Origin of the sequence: Streptococcus oralis (genome assembly GCF_001588645.1) — a bacterium.
Classification (GTDB): Bacteria; Bacillota; Bacilli; order Lactobacillales; family Streptococcaceae; genus Streptococcus; species Streptococcus oralis_AB.
In genome coordinates, this window is the sequence record NZ_LAYF01000003.1 from 416,988 (window position 1) to 436,046 (window position 19,059).

Consider the following 19,059-nt stretch of genomic DNA (forward strand, 5'->3'; position numbering starts at 1 on the left):
GTATATTTGATTCACTATAAAATAATAAACCGGTTAATTAACTAGTTAATAGTTTACTCTTTTTAATATCGATTGTCAAGAATTTTACATATCCACATAATAAAAATGAAAGCCTCTTTATCGAGACTTTCATTTTTCATTAGTTTATTTTTCCTTACTTACAGATGAAGGATTACTTTCTTTCAACAACGCAAGTAATTTTTCTGCTTCTGCCATGATACCATTATTATCCATAGTTTGAAGAATCAAATTATTTCGTAAACCAGCTAGAGTTTCTGTTGCATTGGCTTTCAGACTAGAATCCGTTACTTTCGCAAGCAAAACTTCTGCTTCTTTGAGTTTGGCTTCTACTTTTTCAGTCTCTACTTGAGGGACTTCTGGCTCAGCAGGTGTTTCCTCTACTGGCTCTTCATCCGCTTTGAAGTTCTTATTTGGATCTTCACTGTGGTCTTTCTTGCCTAACACATGCTCACTGGCATTGCCCCATCCATCATTAGAATGTGGACGTTCGTCAGGGTGTTCTACGTAGTACTTAATCGTCGCAAACAAATCTTCCAAGGTATAGCCATTTGGAGCTTTGTATGTGTGATCATCAAACCAAGCAAATTTAATGTTATGGTAATGATCCTTATGAGGAATAATCAAATTACCGTTTTTAACCTCAACTGTATGCTCAACCATATATGGAAGTCGAACGAGTGGAATTCGTTTTTCCCCTTTCACACGATTGTAAATAGCTGCTGCACTATCTCCAGTTGGATTTGCTTGAACATCTGCGTCTGGAGATGGAGGTAGGATACCTTTTTCTTTAGTATAGGCTTGAGCTGCAACTTTTTCCTTATCAGAAAGGCTGTCTTTTCCAATCCAGTGACTATGGCCCATATGAGGCGTTACATATGCATCTCCTTCATCACTGATTATATCACGTTCGTCAAAAATGTAACCATCTGACGTTGTATACTTATCAGCTAATTGAGCAATACGAACTTCGTCTTCAGTATACTCAATCTGAGAATTTGGCTTGCCAAGTCGCTCTGGATGGGTAATTGGTGCTAGGAATGCCAATAAATCATCTACTAATTTTCCTTTATTAGAAGATTCATCATTCAAGCGTTCTGCTAATTTGTCTAAAGCTTGGAAATCAGAAGTACGACCCTTGTTTTCAGACAAGGCTTTATGAGCCTCAGTCAACAGATTATATACTTTATCATAAAATTCTTGGTCACGAGGAGCAACATTTTCTTTTTTAGCAGTTAAAGTGTGTGAAACACTCTCTTGTTTTGATAACTTGCTTTCAAGATTTTTAACAGTTTCAGATGGTAAATCTTTCGCAAAGACATAACGAGAGATGCCCTTTTCTTCGAATACATATCCTTCCCCAACTTTTCGTACCAGCTGACTAACCAAAGAAGAATTTGAGTCTATTTTAAGATTTGGTGCAGGTTGCGGGCTTGGACTAGGTTCCGGAGTCGGTTGTGGACTTGGTTGTTCTGGTCTTGAATCCGGCACCCTATGGTTCGAACGATAGCGAAGTGGGATGACGCGAGCGATTCGTTCTTCCAATTCAGACATCTGTGAATAAGGGATGAAGTGATAATGATCTCCGTGTGGCACTGCAACACCATTCGCAGTTTTTCTTGTAATCTGTGCTGGGTCAAAGACAAGGCCATCAGATTCTACGTGTCGTTGGCTGAGTGGCAAGGCGTAAAGCTGTTTCAGAAGGCTATCAATATCCTCATCACTCTGACTTGCTTGGTTATCGTAGCTACTGTTGTTAGCTGTGTTCGTGTTCGTATAGCTGTTGCCTTGATTATTATAGGATGGGACCCATCTATCTACATCGCTGCTAGCACTGTTGTTATTGGTGCGGCGATAAGTAGGCGTATTTGATTGGCCACTTCTACCAGATAGGAAGGCTTCTGCGGCTGCCAATTCGCTGGCAGATAAGTCACTCTTAGGAATATAGTGGAAGTGATTTCCATGAGGAACGATATAGGCATCACCTGTATCTTCTATGATATCAGAGGCATTAAAGATGTAACCATCATCTGTGGTGTAGCGTCCCTGTGAACGCGCCAAGGCTACCGCACCATCGTTTTCTGAAGTTCCTCCTTCACGATGCTGACTATGCTCTTGTTTTTGCCGATTGATTTCTTCTTTTGTACGGACATTATCCGCATGGGTTGAATCCTTAAGGTAAACATAGTATTTTCCATCTACCTTGATCACATAACCACCCTTGATTTCACTGATAATATCCTCGTCCTTGAGCTGGTAGTTTGGAACCTTCATCAGCAACTCTTCACTGATGATAGCATCATAAGGGACTTTGCCATTATAGTAATGATAGTGGTCGCCATGCGAAGTGACATAGCCCTGGTCTGTTATCTTGATGACGATTTGCTCCGCGTTAATGCCTTCTTTTTTGCTGACTTCATCAGGTGTCAAATTCTCTGCCTTTTGGCTTGGTTGTTTACCATCTATATATGAAACACGATTATTTTCCTTGACCGTTCTGGCTTGATACAGTCCCAACTCGTAAGAGCAAACACTTAAAATTAAAGCTGCCGCAGAACCAGCTAGGTATTTTTTATTAATTTTCATCGAAACTCTCTTTCTTTTTTAATATTTCTATTTGCAATTCATTTCTAAATTGCAGAAACTCCTCTCTATTAATTAACTGGTTAATAGTTTACTCCTAAATTTGCAACTTGTCAAGAATTTTATGAACCAGTTAAGTATTTTTTAATTCTTCACCGCTACTTTCTCTAAAATGGACTTTATATAAAAAAGATTTTCTTGAAAATTCTTTAAAAAAGTCCCTGCAACTGAGTTGCAAGGACTTTTCGATTAATCAAAATTAACGTATTCTTTTTGAAGTTCAAGAACTTCTTCCATTGTTGAGCATTCTGTAAGGGCACGGTTTGCGTACTCTTCCATCTTAGCTGTATCCAATTTCTTCATCAAGCTACGCGTACGAAGTACAGATGTTGCTGACATAGAGAACTCATCCAATCCCATTCCGACAAGAAGTGGAACAGCCTGTTGGTCACCAGCCATCTCACCACACATACCAGCCCATTTTCCTTCAGCGTGAGCTGCTTTGATAACGTTGTTAATCAAACGAAGGATTGATGGGTTGTATGGTTGGTAAAGGTATGAAACTTGTTCGTTCATACGGTCTGCTGCCATTGTGTATTGAATCAAGTCGTTTGTACCAATTGAGAAGAAGTCAACTTCTTTAGCAAATTGGTCTGCAAGCATTGCTGCTGCAGGAATCTCGATCATGATACCAACTTGGATATTATCCGCAACTGCAACACCTTCAGCAAGAAGATTTGCTTTTTCTTCGTCAAAGACTGCTTTCGCTGCACGGAATTCTTTCAAGAGCGCAACCATTGGGAACATGATACGCAATTGACCGTGAACAGACGCACGAAGAAGGGCACGGATTTGTGTGCGGAACATAGCATCTCCAGTCTCAGAGATAGAGATACGAAGGGCACGGAATCCAAGGAATGGGTTCATTTCGTGAGGCATATCGAAGTAAGGAAGCTCCTTATCTCCACCGATATCCATTGTACGAACGACAACAGGTTTACCGTTCATTCCTTCAAGTACAGCCTTGTAAGCTTCGTATTGCTCGTCTTCTGTTGGGAAGTCTTGAGAATCCATGTACAAGAACTCAGTACGGTAAAGACCAACAGCTTCTGCACCGTTGTCATTGACACCTTCAACGTCTTTTGGAGTACCGATGTTGGCAGCCAATTCAAAGTGTTTGCCATCAGCAGTTACTGTTTTAGCATCTTTCAAGAGAGCCCATTCAGCTTTTTGTTTCGCATAAGCTTCACCAGCAGCCTTGAATTCAGCCGCTTGCTCATCAGTTGGGTTGATGATAACTTCACCTGTGATACCATTAACGGCAAGGATGTCACCGTCTTTAACGATTTCAGTGATGTTGTTTGTACCCAATACAGCAGCAATTTCAAGTGTACGTGCCATGATAGCTGAGTGGCTTGTACGTCCACCAATGTTGGTTACAAAAGCTTTTACAAAGTTTTTGTCCAATTGAGCTGTATCTGAAGGAGTCAAGTCATGCGCAATCACAATCACTTCTTCATTGATAGAAGCTGGGTTTGGCAACTTTTTACCAAGGAGGTTAGCCAATACACGTTTTGTCACGTCGCGGATATCCGCTGCGCGTTCTTGCATGTATGGGTTGTCTTCCATGCCTTCAAAGATAGTGATAAACATGTCTGTTACTTCTTTCAGACCTGCTTCTGCATTCACTTTCTTCGCACGGATTGTTTCCTTGATTTGGCTGATCATTTCTGGGTCAGCAAGAACCATTAAGTGAGCGTCAAAAACTTGAGCAGCTTCTTCACCGAGCGTACCTACTGCTTTCTCGCGAATAACAGAAAGCTCGTCTTGTGATGCCTGTAGAGCGGCATCAAGGCGAGCTTCTTCTGCGTTTGTATCTTCGACTGTAATAGTCTCAAATGACAAATCCGGTTGAACGAGTAGATATGCTTTTGCAACTGCAACACCATCAGATGCTGCGATTCCTTTAAGCATTTCTGTCATTTTCCTTATGCCAATCCTTCTTTTTCCATAGTTTCAGTGATAGCAGCGATTGCGTCGTCAGCATCTGCACCTTCAGCTGAAATTGTAACGTCAGCACCTTGGCCAACACCAAGACTCATAACACCCATGATAGATTTAAGGTTTACTGATTTACCTTTGTATTCAAGAGTGATATCTGAAGCAAATTTGCTAGCTGTTTGAACCAACAATGTTGCTGGACGTGCGTGAATACCTGTTTCTGCCACTACGTGGAAATCTTTAGAAGCCATAGTTTGACTCTCCTTTAGTTATTTCTTTTTTGGATTATATGTGATAACCCTTACAAGACTGTATTATATCACCTTCTAGATTATTTTTCAAGTGTTTTATGGACTTTCTTCTATTTCCTTTCAGATAACTTGCTGAAAATCTTCTATTTATCTTACCAATATACAGTATATAGTTTTTTTGTTTTGATAAACTTTGATAGTTCAATGAAAACCCAATTTTACACTCTGACAAAACACTATATCTTGTGCTTTGTTTTTGAAACTGTAACTTTTTAGCACAAGATTTAGTTTAAAAAGTTTGACAAAGTTTTTTTTTCTGATATACTAAGAAAGTAATCAATTTTGAAAGAGGAGTTACGAAAATGGTAACCGTTTATTCTAAAAACAACTGTGTCCAATGTAAGATGACCAAGCGTTTCTTGGACAGCAACAATGTCGCTTATCGTGAGATCAATCTCGACGAGCAACCAGAGTACATCGATCAAGTTAAAGAGCTCGGTTTCAGCGCTGCTCCTGTTATCCAAACACCAACTGAAGTCTTTTCAGGCTTTCAACCAGGAAAACTGAAACAATTAGCATAATCTTAGTACATCATCCAGAAGAGATTGCTTCTAGGGCTAACTTAGAGGCCTTTCTTTTGTAATTAGATAAAGGAAATTTTATGGGATTAAAACATCTTGAGGACGTAACTTACTTCCGTCTCAATAACGAAATCAACCGTCCTGTCAATGGACAAATCATGCTTCATAAAGATAAGGAAGCCTTGGATGCTTTCTTTAAAGAAAATGTAGTTCCAAATACCATAGTTTTTGATTCAATCACTGATAAAATCAACTACCTCATTGAACACAACTACATCGAAACTGCATTTCTAAAGAAGTACCGTCCAGAGTTTTTGGAAGAATTGCATCAATTTATCAAGGACCAAAACTTCCAATTCAAATCATTCATGGCTGCCTATAAGTTTTATAATCAATATGCCTTGAAGACTAACGATGGGGAATACTATCTTGAAAGCATGGAAGACCGTGTCTTCTTTAATGCACTTTACTTTGCTGACGGGGATGAAGCGATTGCGACTGATATTGCCAATGAAATCATCCACCAACGCTACCAACCTGCTACTCCTTCCTTCTTGAATGCTGGTCGTGCTCGTCGTGGGGAGTTGGTATCTTGCTTCTTGATTCAAGTAACCGATGATATGAACTCTATCGGCCGTTCTATCAACTCAGCTCTCCAACTTTCACGTATCGGTGGTGGTGTGGGAATTTCCCTCAGCAACCTTCGTGAAGCTGGAGCTCCTATCAAAGGTTATGAAGGAGCAGCCTCTGGTGTCGTACCAGTTATGAAGCTTTTTGAAGACAGCTTCTCTTACTCAAACCAACTTGGACAACGTCAAGGTGCTGGAGTTGTCTACCTCAACGTCTTTCACCCAGATATCATCGCTTTCCTTTCCACTAAGAAAGAAAATGCCGATGAAAAAGTTCGTGTTAAGACCCTCTCACTTGGAGTTGTGGTCCCAGATAAATTCTACGAATTGGCGCGTAAAAATGAAGAAATGTATCTCTTTAGCCCTTACTCTGTAGAGCTTGAGTACGGTGTGCCATTCAACTATATCGACATCACTGAAAAATATGATGAATTAGTAGCAAATCCAAATATCCGCAAGACAAAAATCAAGGCGCGTGATTTGGAAACTGAGATTTCTAAATTGCAACAAGAGTCTGGCTATCCTTATGTCGTCAACATTGATACAGCTAACCGTGCAAATCCTGTTGATGGAAAGATTATCATGAGTAACTTGTGTTCTGAGATTCTTCAAGTTCAAGAACCAAGCTTGATCAACGATGCTCAAGAATTCCTTCAAATGGGAACGGACGTTTCATGTAACCTTGGTTCAACCAACGTGGTCAACATGATGACTTCACCTGACTTTGGTCGTTCTATCCGTGCTATGGTTCGTGCTTTGACATTCGTTACAGATAGTTCACACATCGTAGCCGTACCTACTATCGACCACGGAAATAGCTTGGCCCACACCTTTGGTCTTGGTGCCATGGGGCTTCATAGCTACCTTGCCCAACAACTGATTGAGTACGGATCACCTGAGTCAATTGAATTTACAAGCATCTACTTTATGCTTATGAACTACTGGACCTTGGTTGAGTCAAACAATATCGCGCGCGAACGTGGCATCACCTTCCACAACTTTGAAAAATCAGACTATGCTAACGGAAGCTACTTCGACAAGTATGTGACAGGCGAGTTTGTTCCAAAATCAGACCGTGTTAAAGAACTCTTCAAAGACGTCTTTATTCCAAGTGCTGCTGATTGGGCTGAACTTCGCGAAAAGGTTCAAGAAGATGGTCTTTATCACCAAAACCGTCTAGCTGTTGCACCAAATGGTTCTATCAGCTACATCAACGACGTTTCTGCTTCTATCCACCCGATTACACAACGTATCGAAGAACGTCAAGAGAAGAAAATCGGTAAGATCTACTACCCTGCTGCAGGTTTGTCAACAGATACCATCCCTTACTACACTTCTGCTTATGACATGGATATGCGTAAGGTGATTGATGTTTACGCTGCTGCGACTGAGCACGTGGATCAAGGACTTTCACTCACTCTCTTCATGCGTAGTGACATTCCAAAAGGTCTTTACGAATGGAAGAAAGAAAACAAACAAACGACACGTGACTTGTCTATCCTTCGTAACTATGCCTTTAACAAGGGTATCAAGTCTATCTACTACGTCCGTACCTTTACAGACGACGGTGGAGAAGTCGGTGCTAACCAATGTGAAAGCTGTGTGATTTAATTTTTATCTGAGGCAACCACATTTTCTCAGACTACTGATTAAGTTACCCGCCAGACAAAATTTGATAAGTATCTTAAATACTATGAAAAACTAAAAAGTCGGTCTTCCGACTTTTTGTGCGATACTCTTCTCAGACTATGATAAAATAGAGAGGATTCGACAATCGCATTATTACATACAGAAAGAGATTTCAAATGGAAACTTACTACAAAGCCATTAACTGGAATGCCATCGAAGATGTCATCGACAAATCAACTTGGGAAAAATTGACGGAGCAATTCTGGCTCGATACGCGTATCCCCTTGTCAAATGACCTAGACGACTGGAGAAAACTATCAAACAAAGAAAAAGACTTAGTTGGAAAAGTCTTTGGTGGTTTGACCCTTTTGGATACCATGCAATCTGAAACAGGGGTTCAGGCGCTTCGCTCAGACATCCGTACACCGCATGAGGAAGCTGTTTTCAACAACATCCAGTTTATGGAATCTGTCCACGCAAAATCTTACTCTTCTATCTTTTCAACCTTGAATACCAAGGCTGAAATCGAAGAAATCTTTGAATGGACCAACACTAACCCCTACCTACAAAGAAAAGCAGAAATTATCAATGAAATCTACCTCAATGGTAGCCCCCTTGAAAAGAAAGTTGCCAGCGTTTTCCTTGAAACCTTCCTCTTCTACTCTGGTTTCTTTACACCGCTTTACTATCTTGGTAACAACAAACTGGCTAACGTTGCGGAAATCATCAAACTGATCATTCGTGATGAGTCTGTTCACGGAACCTACATTGGTTACAAATTCCAACTTGGTTTCAATGAATTGCCTGAAGAAGAGCAAGAAAAGCTCAAAGAATGGATGTACGACCTGCTCTACACTCTCTACGAGAACGAAGAGGGCTATACAGAAAGCCTCTATGACGGTGTTGGCTGGACTGAGGAAGTTAAAACTTTCCTTCGTTACAATGCCAATAAGGCTCTTATGAACCTAGGACAAGATCCACTCTTCCCAGATTCAGCTGATGATGTCAACCCAATCGTTATGAACGGAATCTCAACAGGAACTTCTAATCACGACTTCTTCTCTCAAGTCGGAAATGGTTACCTCCTTGGTGAAGTTGAAGCCATGCAAGACGAGGATTACAACTACGGTTTAGACTAATTTGACCAATCATTCAAAATATCATGGTTTGTTTAAAACAACCATGGTATTTTTGTTTTTGTTTTATTTTGTTTTTTTCTATTTGATTGATTGAGCGTTTTATGGTAAGATAATAATAGTAGAAATCGAGGTGATAAGGATGCTAAAGCAAGAAAAACTAGATAGTATTCTAGAAGCAGTAAACACAAAAGGCACTATTACTGTAAAAGAGATTATGGAGAGTCTTGATGTGTCAGATATGACAGCTCGCCGCTACTTACAAGAATTGGCAGATAAGGATTTGCTGGTTCGTGTGCACGGTGGCGCTGAAAAACTTCGTACAGGTTCTCTCTTAAACAACGAACGCTCAAATGTTGAAAAACAAGGCTTGCAGATTGCTGAAAAACAAGAAATTAGCCGTTTTGCTGGTCATTTGATTGACGAAGGTGAAACCATTTTTATCGGGCCAGGAACAACCTTAGAATGTTTTGCTCGTGAGCTCCCTATCGATAACATTCGTGTTGTAACAAACAGTCTTCCAGTTTTTCTCATCCTAAACGAACGAAAATTAACAGATTTGATCTTGATTGGCGGAAATTATCGCTCTATCACTGGTGCTTTTGTAGGGACACTTACCTTGCAGGATTTGACAAACCTTCAGTTTTCTAAGACATTTGTTAGCTGTAATGGTATTAAGGATAAGGCAATTGCTACTTTCAGTGAAGAAGAGGGCGAGGTACAACGAATCGCCTTGAACAATGCCAATAAAAAATACTTACTGGCAGACCACAGCAAGTTTAATAAGTTTGATTTTTACAATTTCTACAATATTTCAGAAATTGATACCATCGTTTCAGATTCCAAACTGAGTCAAGAAACATTTGAAGACCTGTCGAAACAAACAACCATTCTTTTATCAAAACCATAAAAATTCCCCTGCCTTTTGGCGGGGAATTTTTGTTGAATTTTAATCAATAAGTTGTGTCTCAGCTAGTTTCTTGTACCAGTGAGCCGATTTCTTTGGATAGCGCTCCTGGGTTTCAAAATCAACATAGAAGAGGCCATAGCGCTTTTCATAGCCATTTGACCAAGAAAAGACATCCATCAGAGACCAGATAAAGTAGCCTTTGACATTGGCTCCATCAGAGATTGCATCTGCAATCACTTCCATATGTTTCTTAACATAATCAATCCGTCCATCATCGTAGACTGTCCCATCCACAAACTCATCTTTGTATCCGAGACCATTCTCTGTGATGTAGATTTTCTTGTAATTTGGGTAATCTTTCTTCACGCGCATGATTTGATCATACAAACCTTGAGGATAGATAATCCAGTCCCAGTCCGTACGTGGGACATAGTCAGGCGCCACTCGACGTCCAACTCCCTTAATCTGATACTTAGAGCTTCCTTTTTCACCCTTACCGTTATGAATGATTTCTGTTTCGCCATCAAAGGCTTGCATCCAATCACTCATGTAGTAGTTAATTCCAAGGAAGTCATTCAGGTCTTTTGCAGCTTCTAGCACAGCGAAGTCTTCTTCACGCAGATCTAAACTTCCACCATTGACTGCTAAGATATGGTTGACACCTTCCATTGTTTCTTCGGAGTATCGTCCTAGATAAGTCGCATCCAAAATAAATTTATTGTGAATGATATCTTCTAACTCGGCTGCACGAACATCTGCTGGATTATCTGGATCCAGAGGATACTTAGTAGGCAGTGCATGAACCACACCAATTTCACCCTTATATCCCTTATCCTTGAAAAGTTTTACTGCACGCGCATGCGACACCATCATATTGTGATGAGATTGGAAGACTTTGGCAAGGTCGTACTGGATACCTGGAGGAAATTTCCCAACCAAGTATTGACCATCACCGATTGGTCCAATTTCATTAAAGGTTGTCCAATAGTTTACTTCTGGGAATTCTTCAAAACAGAAAGCCGCGTAGTCTACAAAGTGTTCAATGTTTTCACGGTTTAAGAAGTCTCCATTTGAATGTAGAGCTTCTGGCGTATCAAAGTGATGAAGAGTTACGAAGGGCTCAACATGCCGTTTGTGGCACTCTGCAAATAGATTATGATAGAACTCAACCCCCTTGTCATTAACCTTCCCATAACCAGTTGGAAAGATACGTGACCAAGCGATTGAAATACGGATACCATTGACACCATACTCTTCTGCAAGTTTGAGGTCAACTGGGTATTTGTGATAGAAATCACTGGCAGATTACTATCCTTGTACCTTCCTTGTGCTAGAGCTTGGTAAGAGCAGTAAATATGATCTGTCAAGGTTACGTAGAGATACTCTTGAATCGGATAATGATATTTCTTTGATAGCTTATCAATGATTTCATAAGTCACTGTGATAAAATCAAGCGGGACATCTTTGAGCAGAGCCATAAAGTTTTCCCTGGACTCTTCTGTCTTCATCCGAAAGATCTTCTCAACTTGATCTTCAGCAATCAAATCCCCCTTCTTTTTCCCAAATGCAATCCCCTTACCAATCACAATCACCTCTTCTCCTTTGTCATTTCTGACAAGCGAAACATTGTGATTCATTGGGTTTAGAATTCGATACATGGCAACCTCCTTTTATCTCTTAAAGGTATATGAGTATAAAAAATGACCACAAATGAACTAGAAAATCCTTTGATTTCTAATCCACCTGTGATCATGCCTAATATTACTTAGTAACACTCACCTTGTATTAACTTGTGATTTAAGTATAGCATAAGTAAGTTTATTTGTAAACCTTTACATTCAACTTTTTTTAAAATTTTTATTTAGATCAATGTTCCTAAGATTAGGGGGAAAACTTATACACGTTCAGTCCATGAAGTCGCTGTGGTTTGGAGAACTTTGTTGAGTTCGTCAATGTTCTCAAATCCAGTTGTGCGTAGCCATTCACGAGCTGCTGCTTCACCGTCTTTGATGTAGGCTTCAACTGATCCTGCCCAGGTTGCACGGCCACAAAGAACGCCGTTGAAGTTTGCGCCTGATTCGTGAGCAAAGACAAGGGTTTCTTGGAAGAGTTTAGCTGACACACCTGCACTCAAGTAGATATACGGCAAGTTAGTCGCTTCATCTTGTGCTTTGAAGAAGGCTGCTGCTTCCTCACGAGTATGAACGATTTCACCATCGCCAAAGCCTTCAACGTATTTGACGTTGACTGGAACTTCCACTTTCAAAACGTCGATGTTAAAGCGTGGGTCTGAGAAGACCTTCATAGCACCGATAACCTTGTGTGGTTTTACTTTGGCGTATTCTGCAGAGCCAGCATCAGCGATTTTTTCATCGTAAGCAAGGATTTCAAGGAAGAATGGAATGTCTTCCGCCACACACTCTGAACCAATGCGTTCGATGTAAGCTTGTTTTTGTTGGTTGAGTTCGTCAGAGCTGTCTACATCGTAGTAAAGCAAGAATTTGACAGCATCTGCACCTTGTTCCTTGATGCGTTTGGCAGACCAAACATCCAAGCAGTCAGGCAAGCGTTTGGTGCTAGTTGTGTCGTAGCCAGTTTTCTCATAAGCAAGGAGAAGGCCGGCGTTGGCATCAAGCGCTTTTGTAGCTGGAAGACCATACTCAGGGTCAAGAAGCATAGAGGATGCGTATTTTGTCAATTCATCTGCAACCAAGACTTTGAGTTCTTCCATTTGAGCAACTGTTGGTTCTTCTGTTTGGTATTGAGCCATGAGACGTTTCAAAGCGCCACGTTGGTCAAAGGCAAGAGCTGAGATAATGCCGTTTTCATCTGAAAGTTTTTCTAAGCGTGCACGTTTTTGTTCTGTTAAAACCATTTTATACCTCTTTTACGATTAGTTGGTCGTATAGACCTTGATAGTTGGCCATATTGACATGACCTGTCATCTTTTCTTGAGCGTTAAGCATACCAAGGACATTTGCCTTGATGAGGAGTTCTGCATCCGATTCCTTATGAAGAAGACCTGATGAAATACCTGCAACAGTAGAATCTCCAGATCCGACAGGATTGACTACCTGAATTCTTGGAATATCTACCTTGTAGAAAGTATCACCGTGTTTTGCAAAAGCACCATTTGCTCCAAGTGAAACGATTATCCACTCAATCCCTGCAAATAGAGGCTCTTGAAGAACTTCTTTTAATTCATCCAAATCCTCAGAAACTTCTTTCCCAAGAAGCTGAGACAATTCTTCGTTATTTGGTTTAATAACTGTTGGTTTGTGTGGTGATTCAAGGACAGCCTGAAGAGCCGCACCTGAGCAGTCTAGAACAACTGGTTTCTCTGCTTTATTAGCAAGCTTCACTAAGTTTGCATAATAGTCAACTGGAAGACCAGCTGGAAGACTACCTGAGATGGCAACTACTTCCACAGTGTCAAGGAGATTTTCGAAATGATCCAAGAAATCTTGCCCTTCTTGTTCAAGAACTTCAGGCCCTTTTTCAAGGATTTCTGTTTGATTGTCTCCATGCAGAATAGCGATACAGTTACGAGTTTCTCCCTGAATTGAGAAGAAATCTTTCTTTACTTGATTATCGATATTTTCAACCAAAAACTCACCAAGTTTACCACCGACCAAACCAGTAGCAGCAACAGAATCACCAAATTCTGAAAGCACTCGTGTAACATTGAGGCCTTTACCACCAGCTGTCTTGGTCACGTCCACCACGCGGTTGACAGTGTCAATTTTCAATTCATCCAAAGGATAAGAAATATCAATGGATGGATTCATTGTGACTGTTAAAATCATGCGTCACCTCTTAGTCGTGGTATTCACCGCGATCCCATTTTTCAAGGAATTCTGTAAAGAAGTTTGCATCTGCTTGATGAGCATTGTGAGTTTCAACGTGCTCAATTTTCGCAATCAATTTTTTGTTTTCTTCTGATGGTTTGTATTCAGCATTGATAAAAGCTTCAATGATATCACACATGAGCAATTCACCAGTGATTTTACCACCAAAACCAATAACATTGGCGTTCAATTGTTCTTTTGCATAAAGAGCTGTTGTCATATCACGAACCAGGGCAGAACGAACTCCTGGGACTTTGTTGACAGCGTTGTTGATACCAACACCAGTACCACAGATACATACCCCAAGATCAGCTTGACCGCTAGTTACAGCTTCACCAACTTTTTTACCAAAGATTGGGTAGTGAGTACGTGTGTGGTCATAGGTACCAAAGTCGATGACTTCATATCCTTTTGATTTCAAAAATTCTGAAACCGCCATTTTTTCATCTGTTACGATGTGGTCACATCCAATTGCAATTCTCATTTTTAACTTACCTTTCTTACTGTAATCTAATTAGCACATTTTGTTCAACATATCAACACGAATTTGGTGACGGCCACCGTCGTATTTACCGTTAACAAAACCTTTAGCAATATTTTTAGCCAATTCATCACCAACAAGTTGTGCACCCATAGTGATCATACGTGAGTTGTTGTGTCCACGAGTCATATAAGCTGAACGTTCGTCAGATACTTCTGCGGCAACCATTCCTTTGATTTTAGTTGCGACCATAAATGGACCAGCTCCATAAGCATCAATCACGATACCAAGATTTTGTTCTTCTTTGTTTACTTCTGCAGCAACAGCAAGAGTCACATCAACAAAATCTTGACCTTCAGCTGTAACATCCACAACGTGGAAGTTTTCTTTTTCCAAGAAGTCTTTCACAACTTCTTTCAATCTCAAACCTGCAGCATCTGCACCGATAACAATAGACATATTGTTTACTCCTTTTTATTTTTCTAGGCTAGTAAAAACTTTTATAGTTAGCAGTTTACCTACAAAAGATTTTCTAGCAGTTTAGTGACAAATTTGATTGAATGAGATGAATAACACCTTATCCAAGTCCAGGAAACCAATTTCCTAGAAATAATCCTTCTCCACGAAAGAGAATATAACAAGTGATTGTTTGTTTGTTACAAACATCATTTGTTGTTTACAAACATAATATACTCCTATTTATAGAAAAAGTCAACAGTAAATGTTTGTTTTTGTAGTTTTTTATCTAAAATATTTCAATATCAAAGCCAATCTGATCTACTTGACCAGGTTCTAGGAGACGAACATTCTTCTTATCTTCTAAATGATCTCCTTCTTCAAGAGATGTTGACAAGCCAGACCAAGGTTCAAACGCAATGAAAGGTCCCTTATTCAAAGTTGACCAGATAATAAGATTTGAAAACTCTTGGAAGTTTACTTTTAATCCCTTCTCATGCTTACGAGAACGAAGGGCAATTGTTCTGGATTGCAACTCATCCAAAGTCACTGCATCAACACTAAACAGATCGTAACTGAGGTCCACTTCCTTTTGTGAATCCAACCATGGACTTCTATCTTGGAAGTCTAACATTCCTGTTTCTGGGAAAGGACGGGGAACAGAGCAAGTCTCTTCTTTCTCAAACTCTAAATAGTAATCTTCATATACTTCGTCATCAAGTAGAGGACAATTAAATCCTGGATGTCCTCCTATAAAGAATGGCATGACTTTATTCGTTTCTTTATTAAAAACTTTGTATTGAGTTCGAACAGTCTTGCCAGTCACTAGATAAGTGATTTCAAGGCGGAAATGATAAGGATAGTTTTGATATGTATTCTCATCATCTTCGATAGCAAAAGTTACGCTATTTTCTGTTTGATCCACTAACTTAAATTCATTTTTACGAACCAAACCATGACGAGGAATGTTTCCTTTCGTCTCCGTTCCATCTGCATGACTGTAGAAGGCTGTATCCTCTCTTAAAGAGCCGCAGATTGGAAAAAGTACTGGGGCTTGTCCACTCCAGTAAGTGGCATCTCCTTGCCACAGATACTCAATGCCCTCTCGATCCTTGATCGACGACAAGGCGCCACCTAAGGTTTTAAACTGGACCGTTAACTGGTCTGATTTGATTTCAATTACCATAATGTTCTCCAACTATTTTTAGATTTTTATATAAAAAACTAGGTTGCCACTCCCAATGTAGGAAATTAACAACCTAGTTTTCACAATTTACATTTTATAGGAGCGAATTATTTAGCATTTGCTGCGTATTCTTCGTTACGTTTGATCATTTGTTTTCTATACCAAGCAAAGATACCTACATAGAATACAAGGAAGACTGCTGCACCAAGGATTGCTTTGATATCACCTGTTGTAGCATTACCGATTGCCCAACCAAATAGTTTTTCAATTGGTCCTTCAAGAGTTGAGTGGGTAATCAATTGAGATTGGTTCACACCTTCTGGGAAGGCACCTACACCTTTAGCAAGTTCAGTTGCAAATGGTGCGATAAGAGTACCAGAAAGAAGGAAGAGAGGCAACAAGAGTGTTCCGAAGATAATCATACGGAGCAATTTACCACGTGTAACAACCAAGAGAGCTGGAGTCACACCCATAGCGATGATACCTGCAAGTGGCAAGATACCATTTCCGACATTAGAAAGAAGTACAGCTTCTACTAGCATGATTGGAGCAAGTACGTTGGCACAAGCCCAGATTTCAGCACGACCAGCGATGAATGGCCAGTCAAGACCGATGTTGAATTTACGTCCTTGAAGACGTTTAGTAGCAACGTTTGTAATACCTTGTGAGAGTGGTTCTACGGCTGCGATGAACCATGATCCGATAAGTGAGAAGAGTTCCAAAGCTACACCGGCTGTCAAACCAAGAGACAACCAACCTTTAATAACAAGTTCCCATGAAGATGCATCTTCTACTCCAGCAACTGGGTGTGGAGTCCCCATCAAACCAATAACAATACCAAGGATGAAACCGATAAAGAATTTAGATCCCCAGAAACCGATTTTTTTGTTCAATTTTGCAGCGTCAAAGTCATATTTATCGAGACCAGGCAATACTTTATCAAAGATCTTATCCAAGACCATGATAACTGGGTTCATCATGTAGTTCATGTGAGTTGAAGTCATTGGTGATGAACTTGGTGCATTAAGAAGGTCGTCGAAAGTTGGTTTCATCAAATCAGAGTTGATGATTTTCAAAATACCTACAAGGACAACTGCTGCAGTTGCGATGAAGAGTGAAACCCCTTGGCTTACACCGTTGTTGTCTGCATACCATTTAATCAAAAGACCAGTGATTGACAAGTGCCAGATATCGAAGATATCGACGTCAAGTGTATCTGTTTTCTTCATTGCAAGCATCACAATGTTGACAATCAACATTACAAGCAAGAAGTAAAGTGTCCATGCAGAACCCCAAGTGATGGTTGCAAGTGGTGCCCAACCAACGTCGGTGATGTTCAATTGGATACCAGTATTTTCAACGAATTTCGCAAGTGATGCTGAGAAAGCTCCGTTGAGCATACCGATGATAGCACCGATACCAGTAAGGGCGATAGCAAGCTTGATACCACCTTCAAGCGCTTTGGAGAATTTCACTCCAAAGAGTAGGGCCAATACTGTCAAAATGATCAGCATGATGATAGGGCCACCCATAGCCAAGATAGGTTTGAAGATATCGTTGGCCAGATTGATAATGACATCCATAATAGTTCCTCCCGTTTTTTTTAGTTATATGAATGTTAACAAGATAAAGAATAAATTAGCTTAGTCCATGTTCTTTGATAGCTGCTTCAATATTGTCAAATACTGGAGCGCTCATTGCTGGAATACGGAACAAGATTGGTCCAGCTTCAATTACTGGAATACCTGGTTTAAAACCAAGGTCAGTTGCAGCGATTGGTGTAAAGATATCGTAGCCCTTGATAAGGTCTTCGTTTACATCTTTCACCATGACTGCATCACAGTGAACGTCATAACCACGGTTTGAAAGTTCTTCTTCTAGAGCACTTTTAATTTGGTGACTTGAGTTAACACCTGCACCGCAGGCAGCAAGAATTTTAATCATTTGGATTTCCTCCGATTTTATATTTTAATAGACAAGATTAAGCGGTTGCTTCAGCAATGTAAGCATAAAGTTTTTCTGGTTCGGAAATTTTTGATAAATCTTCTAGGTGACCATTTCCTGTAAAGAAGTCCATCAACTGAGCAAGAATATTGGTTTGACTCGAACTTGAATTGTTAATGATAAAGAAGAGTAGGGATACCGCTACTTCCTTATCAGGAGCAATCATATTGTGAAAAGTTACTGGTTTTTCTAGTCGAACAACAACCACTTTCTCAGCTAGATTATGAACAATATCTGTATGAGGAATTGCTACATTTGGCAAATTCTTGCCCAGAAATTCCATATCCAAGCCAGTCGGAAATGACTTTTCACGCGTGATCAAGGCTTCACGATAAGTTGGAGTTACAATTTCTCGTTCTTCTAACAGGGTTGCTACCTGATCAAAGAGTTGTTCTTGATTATCCGCTTCTAAGCAAAACACGAGGTCTTTGTCAAAGAAATGATCTAATCCCATAACATTTTCCCTTCTTTCAATTAACTTTTATGCTATAAGTATAACACTATATGAAATCGTTGTCAATGATTTTTGTTTTATTTTGTTCCTTTTTTTATAAATTTTGTTTTGTTTGATAAATACAATCAATATCAAACATCCCTCCATTTCAACTACAAAAAAAGAAGGCTGAGCCTTCTTTTTTTGATTGGTTACTTAATAGAAGATAAAATTTCTTCTAGTTTTTGATAGTCTTTGACACTATCGATTTCATAGATACTATTACCTTCTAATTCTTCGACATAGACATCCAATTCTTTGATATTATCCTTAACCATGTTGTCCCAGTAGAGATCAACAAATTCACCACCTTCATAAGCTTTGTCAATAAAGCCAACAATCTTCTCAGCAGTTGGTGCATCCCAGAATGAAACTCCGCTCAGAATACGACCAGCCTTACTGTCAACAATGATATCTTGGACCTTATAGTCATCACCATAAACTAGGAACCATTCGTTTGTACAGTCTTCACGATAAACACTGAAATAGGTAGAACGTTTAAGATCGTTTCGAAACATATTTTTGAAAAGATAGTTATCTGCATCGATGACGTAGCTGTTAGCCAAATCTTCTTTTACTAGATAAAGTGAGTAAAAGTTATTGTAATCAGCATACTTGTCGTTAAAGACTAAACGAACACCATATTTTTCTTTTAGGTAGTCAAATTGTTCTTTGAGGTAGCCGACAACGATGATAATCTCATCAATTCCTCTCTCTTTCAAAAACTCGATTTGGTATTCTACCAAGGGTTTTTGATTAACCTTAACCAAAGCTTTTGGGGTATTTTCAGTCATAGGGCGTAGACGAGTTCCTAAGCCCGCTGCCAAAATAATCGCTTTCACACGAATCTCCT

The 19,059-nt window shown here is 39.8% G+C and carries 16 protein-coding genes and 2 pseudogenes; 4 read left to right on the forward strand and 14 right to left on the reverse strand.

Annotated elements, in window-relative coordinates; translation table 11 throughout:
• Positions 1 to 144: 144 nt before the first annotated feature.
• The 3 genes from A0739_RS03595 to A0739_RS03605 all read right to left on the reverse strand — a co-directional run bounded on the left by A0739_RS03595 (position 145) and on the right by A0739_RS03605 (position 4,853).
• Positions 145 to 2,604, reverse strand: coding sequence for a pneumococcal-type histidine triad protein (locus A0739_RS03595; protein WP_061587095.1), 2,460 nt, complete (start codon positions 2,602 to 2,604; stop codon positions 145 to 147).
• Positions 2,605 to 2,850: 246 nt separating this feature from the next.
• Complete coding sequence (gene ptsP, locus A0739_RS03600; protein ID WP_000138129.1) at positions 2,851 to 4,584, reverse strand: phosphoenolpyruvate--protein phosphotransferase; 1,734 nt, start codon at positions 4,582 to 4,584, stop codon at positions 2,851 to 2,853.
• Between the two features lie 5 nt (positions 4,585 to 4,589).
• Positions 4,590 to 4,853, reverse strand: a complete 264-nt coding sequence (locus A0739_RS03605; protein WP_000146948.1) for a phosphocarrier protein HPr — start codon at positions 4,851 to 4,853, stop codon at positions 4,590 to 4,592.
• Positions 4,854 to 5,215: 362 nt separating this feature from the next.
• Between A0739_RS03605 and nrdH the strand changes: the two genes are divergently transcribed.
• From nrdH to A0739_RS03625, 4 genes are all read left to right on the forward strand, one after another.
• Positions 5,216 to 5,434 carry a glutaredoxin-like protein NrdH gene (nrdH, locus tag A0739_RS03610; protein ID WP_000259240.1) on the forward strand — a complete coding sequence of 73 codons (219 nt, stop codon included), beginning with the start codon at positions 5,216 to 5,218 and terminating at the stop codon, positions 5,432 to 5,434.
• A gap of 80 nt (positions 5,435 to 5,514) precedes the next feature.
• Positions 5,515 to 7,674: a class 1b ribonucleoside-diphosphate reductase subunit alpha gene (gene nrdE / locus A0739_RS03615; RefSeq protein ID WP_061587096.1), complete on the forward strand. Its 2,160-nt coding sequence runs from the start codon at positions 5,515 to 5,517 to the stop codon at positions 7,672 to 7,674.
• A gap of 194 nt (positions 7,675 to 7,868) precedes the next feature.
• Positions 7,869 to 8,831: a class 1b ribonucleoside-diphosphate reductase subunit beta gene (nrdF, locus tag A0739_RS03620; RefSeq protein WP_000451378.1), complete on the forward strand. Its 963-nt coding sequence runs from the start codon at positions 7,869 to 7,871 to the stop codon at positions 8,829 to 8,831.
• A gap of 139 nt (positions 8,832 to 8,970) precedes the next feature.
• Positions 8,971 to 9,738, forward strand: coding sequence for a DeoR/GlpR family DNA-binding transcription regulator (locus A0739_RS03625; RefSeq protein ID WP_061587097.1), 768 nt, complete (start codon positions 8,971 to 8,973; stop codon positions 9,736 to 9,738).
• Positions 9,739 to 9,777: 39 nt separating this feature from the next.
• Here A0739_RS03625 and lacG read toward each other — a convergent pair.
• The 11 genes and pseudogenes from lacG to A0739_RS03680 form a co-directional block, all read right to left on the reverse strand.
• Positions 9,778 to 11,040, reverse strand: a pseudogene (gene lacG / locus A0739_RS03630) (6-phospho-beta-galactosidase); the annotation flags it as partial.
• Between the two features lie 245 nt (positions 11,041 to 11,285).
• A pseudogene (locus A0739_RS10785) lies at positions 11,286 to 11,396 on the reverse strand (CAT RNA binding domain-containing protein); the annotation flags it as partial.
• Positions 11,397 to 11,632: 236 nt separating this feature from the next.
• Positions 11,633 to 12,613 carry a tagatose-bisphosphate aldolase gene (gene lacD, locus A0739_RS03640; protein WP_061587098.1) on the reverse strand — a complete coding sequence of 327 codons (981 nt, stop codon included), beginning with the start codon at positions 12,611 to 12,613 and terminating at the stop codon, positions 11,633 to 11,635.
• Between the two features lies 1 nt (position 12,614).
• The gene (locus A0739_RS03645) at positions 12,615 to 13,544 is read right to left on the reverse strand and encodes a tagatose-6-phosphate kinase (RefSeq protein ID WP_061587099.1); all 930 of its coding nucleotides are present in this window, start codon (positions 13,542 to 13,544) and stop codon (positions 12,615 to 12,617) included.
• Between the two features lie 10 nt (positions 13,545 to 13,554).
• Positions 13,555 to 14,070 (reverse strand): galactose-6-phosphate isomerase subunit LacB, encoded by a 516-nt coding sequence (gene lacB, locus A0739_RS03650; protein ID WP_001216921.1) that lies wholly within the window; start codon positions 14,068 to 14,070, stop codon positions 13,555 to 13,557.
• A 30-nt stretch (positions 14,071 to 14,100) separates the two neighbouring features.
• Entirely contained in the window at positions 14,101 to 14,526 is a 426-nt protein-coding gene (gene lacA / locus A0739_RS03655; RefSeq protein WP_000029277.1) for a galactose-6-phosphate isomerase subunit LacA, read from the reverse strand.
• Between the two features lie 286 nt (positions 14,527 to 14,812).
• The gene (locus tag A0739_RS10090) at positions 14,813 to 15,709 is read right to left on the reverse strand and encodes an aldose 1-epimerase family protein (protein ID WP_082243797.1); all 897 of its coding nucleotides are present in this window, start codon (positions 15,707 to 15,709) and stop codon (positions 14,813 to 14,815) included.
• Positions 15,710 to 15,816: 107 nt separating this feature from the next.
• Positions 15,817 to 17,292, reverse strand: coding sequence for a PTS galactitol transporter subunit IIC (locus A0739_RS03665; protein WP_033629830.1), 1,476 nt, complete (start codon positions 17,290 to 17,292; stop codon positions 15,817 to 15,819).
• A gap of 55 nt (positions 17,293 to 17,347) precedes the next feature.
• A complete protein-coding gene (locus A0739_RS03670) occupies positions 17,348 to 17,653 on the reverse strand; it encodes a PTS sugar transporter subunit IIB (RefSeq protein WP_061587100.1) in 306 nt (101 codons plus the stop codon).
• A gap of 37 nt (positions 17,654 to 17,690) precedes the next feature.
• The gene (locus A0739_RS03675; RefSeq protein ID WP_061587101.1) at positions 17,691 to 18,167 is read right to left on the reverse strand and encodes a PTS sugar transporter subunit IIA; all 477 of its coding nucleotides are present in this window, start codon (positions 18,165 to 18,167) and stop codon (positions 17,691 to 17,693) included.
• A gap of 191 nt (positions 18,168 to 18,358) precedes the next feature.
• A complete protein-coding gene (locus A0739_RS03680; RefSeq protein WP_061587102.1) occupies positions 18,359 to 19,048 on the reverse strand; it encodes a sugar phosphate nucleotidyltransferase in 690 nt (229 codons plus the stop codon).
• Between the last annotated feature and the right edge of the window lie 11 nt (positions 19,049 to 19,059).

Bases quoted from the DNA above. Each gene is read 5' to 3' on its own strand.
- A0739_RS03605 (WP_000146948.1), bottom strand. From the start codon at position 4,853: ATGGCTTCTAAAGATTTCCACGTAGTGGCAGAAACAGGTATTCACGCA.
- lacB (WP_001216921.1), bottom strand. From the start codon at position 14,070: ATGAGAATTGCAATTGGATGTGACCACATCGTAACAGATGAAAAAATG.
- A0739_RS03625 (WP_061587097.1), top strand. From the start codon at position 8,971: ATGCTAAAGCAAGAAAAACTAGATAGTATTCTAGAAGCAGTAAACACA.
- A0739_RS03645 (WP_061587099.1), bottom strand. From the start codon at position 13,544: ATGATTTTAACAGTCACAATGAATCCATCCATTGATATTTCTTATCCT.
- ptsP (WP_000138129.1), bottom strand. From the start codon at position 4,584: ATGACAGAAATGCTTAAAGGAATCGCAGCATCTGATGGTGTTGCAGTT.
- A0739_RS10090 (WP_082243797.1), bottom strand. From the start codon at position 15,709: ATGGTAATTGAAATCAAATCAGACCAGTTAACGGTCCAGTTTAAAACC.
- nrdF (WP_000451378.1), top strand. From the start codon at position 7,869: ATGGAAACTTACTACAAAGCCATTAACTGGAATGCCATCGAAGATGTC.
- A0739_RS03665 (WP_033629830.1), bottom strand. From the start codon at position 17,292: ATGGATGTCATTATCAATCTGGCCAACGATATCTTCAAACCTATCTTG.
- A0739_RS03670 (WP_061587100.1), bottom strand. From the start codon at position 17,653: ATGATTAAAATTCTTGCTGCCTGCGGTGCAGGTGTTAACTCAAGTCAC.
- A0739_RS03675 (WP_061587101.1), bottom strand. From the start codon at position 18,167: ATGGGATTAGATCATTTCTTTGACAAAGACCTCGTGTTTTGCTTAGAA.
- nrdE (WP_061587096.1), top strand. From the start codon at position 5,515: ATGGGATTAAAACATCTTGAGGACGTAACTTACTTCCGTCTCAATAAC.
- lacA (WP_000029277.1), bottom strand. From the start codon at position 14,526: ATGTCTATTGTTATCGGTGCAGATGCTGCAGGTTTGAGATTGAAAGAA.
- nrdH (WP_000259240.1), top strand. From the start codon at position 5,216: ATGGTAACCGTTTATTCTAAAAACAACTGTGTCCAATGTAAGATGACC.
- lacD (WP_061587098.1), bottom strand. From the start codon at position 12,613: ATGGTTTTAACAGAACAAAAACGTGCACGCTTAGAAAAACTTTCAGAT.
- A0739_RS03595 (WP_061587095.1), bottom strand. From the start codon at position 2,604: ATGAAAATTAATAAAAAATACCTAGCTGGTTCTGCGGCAGCTTTAATT.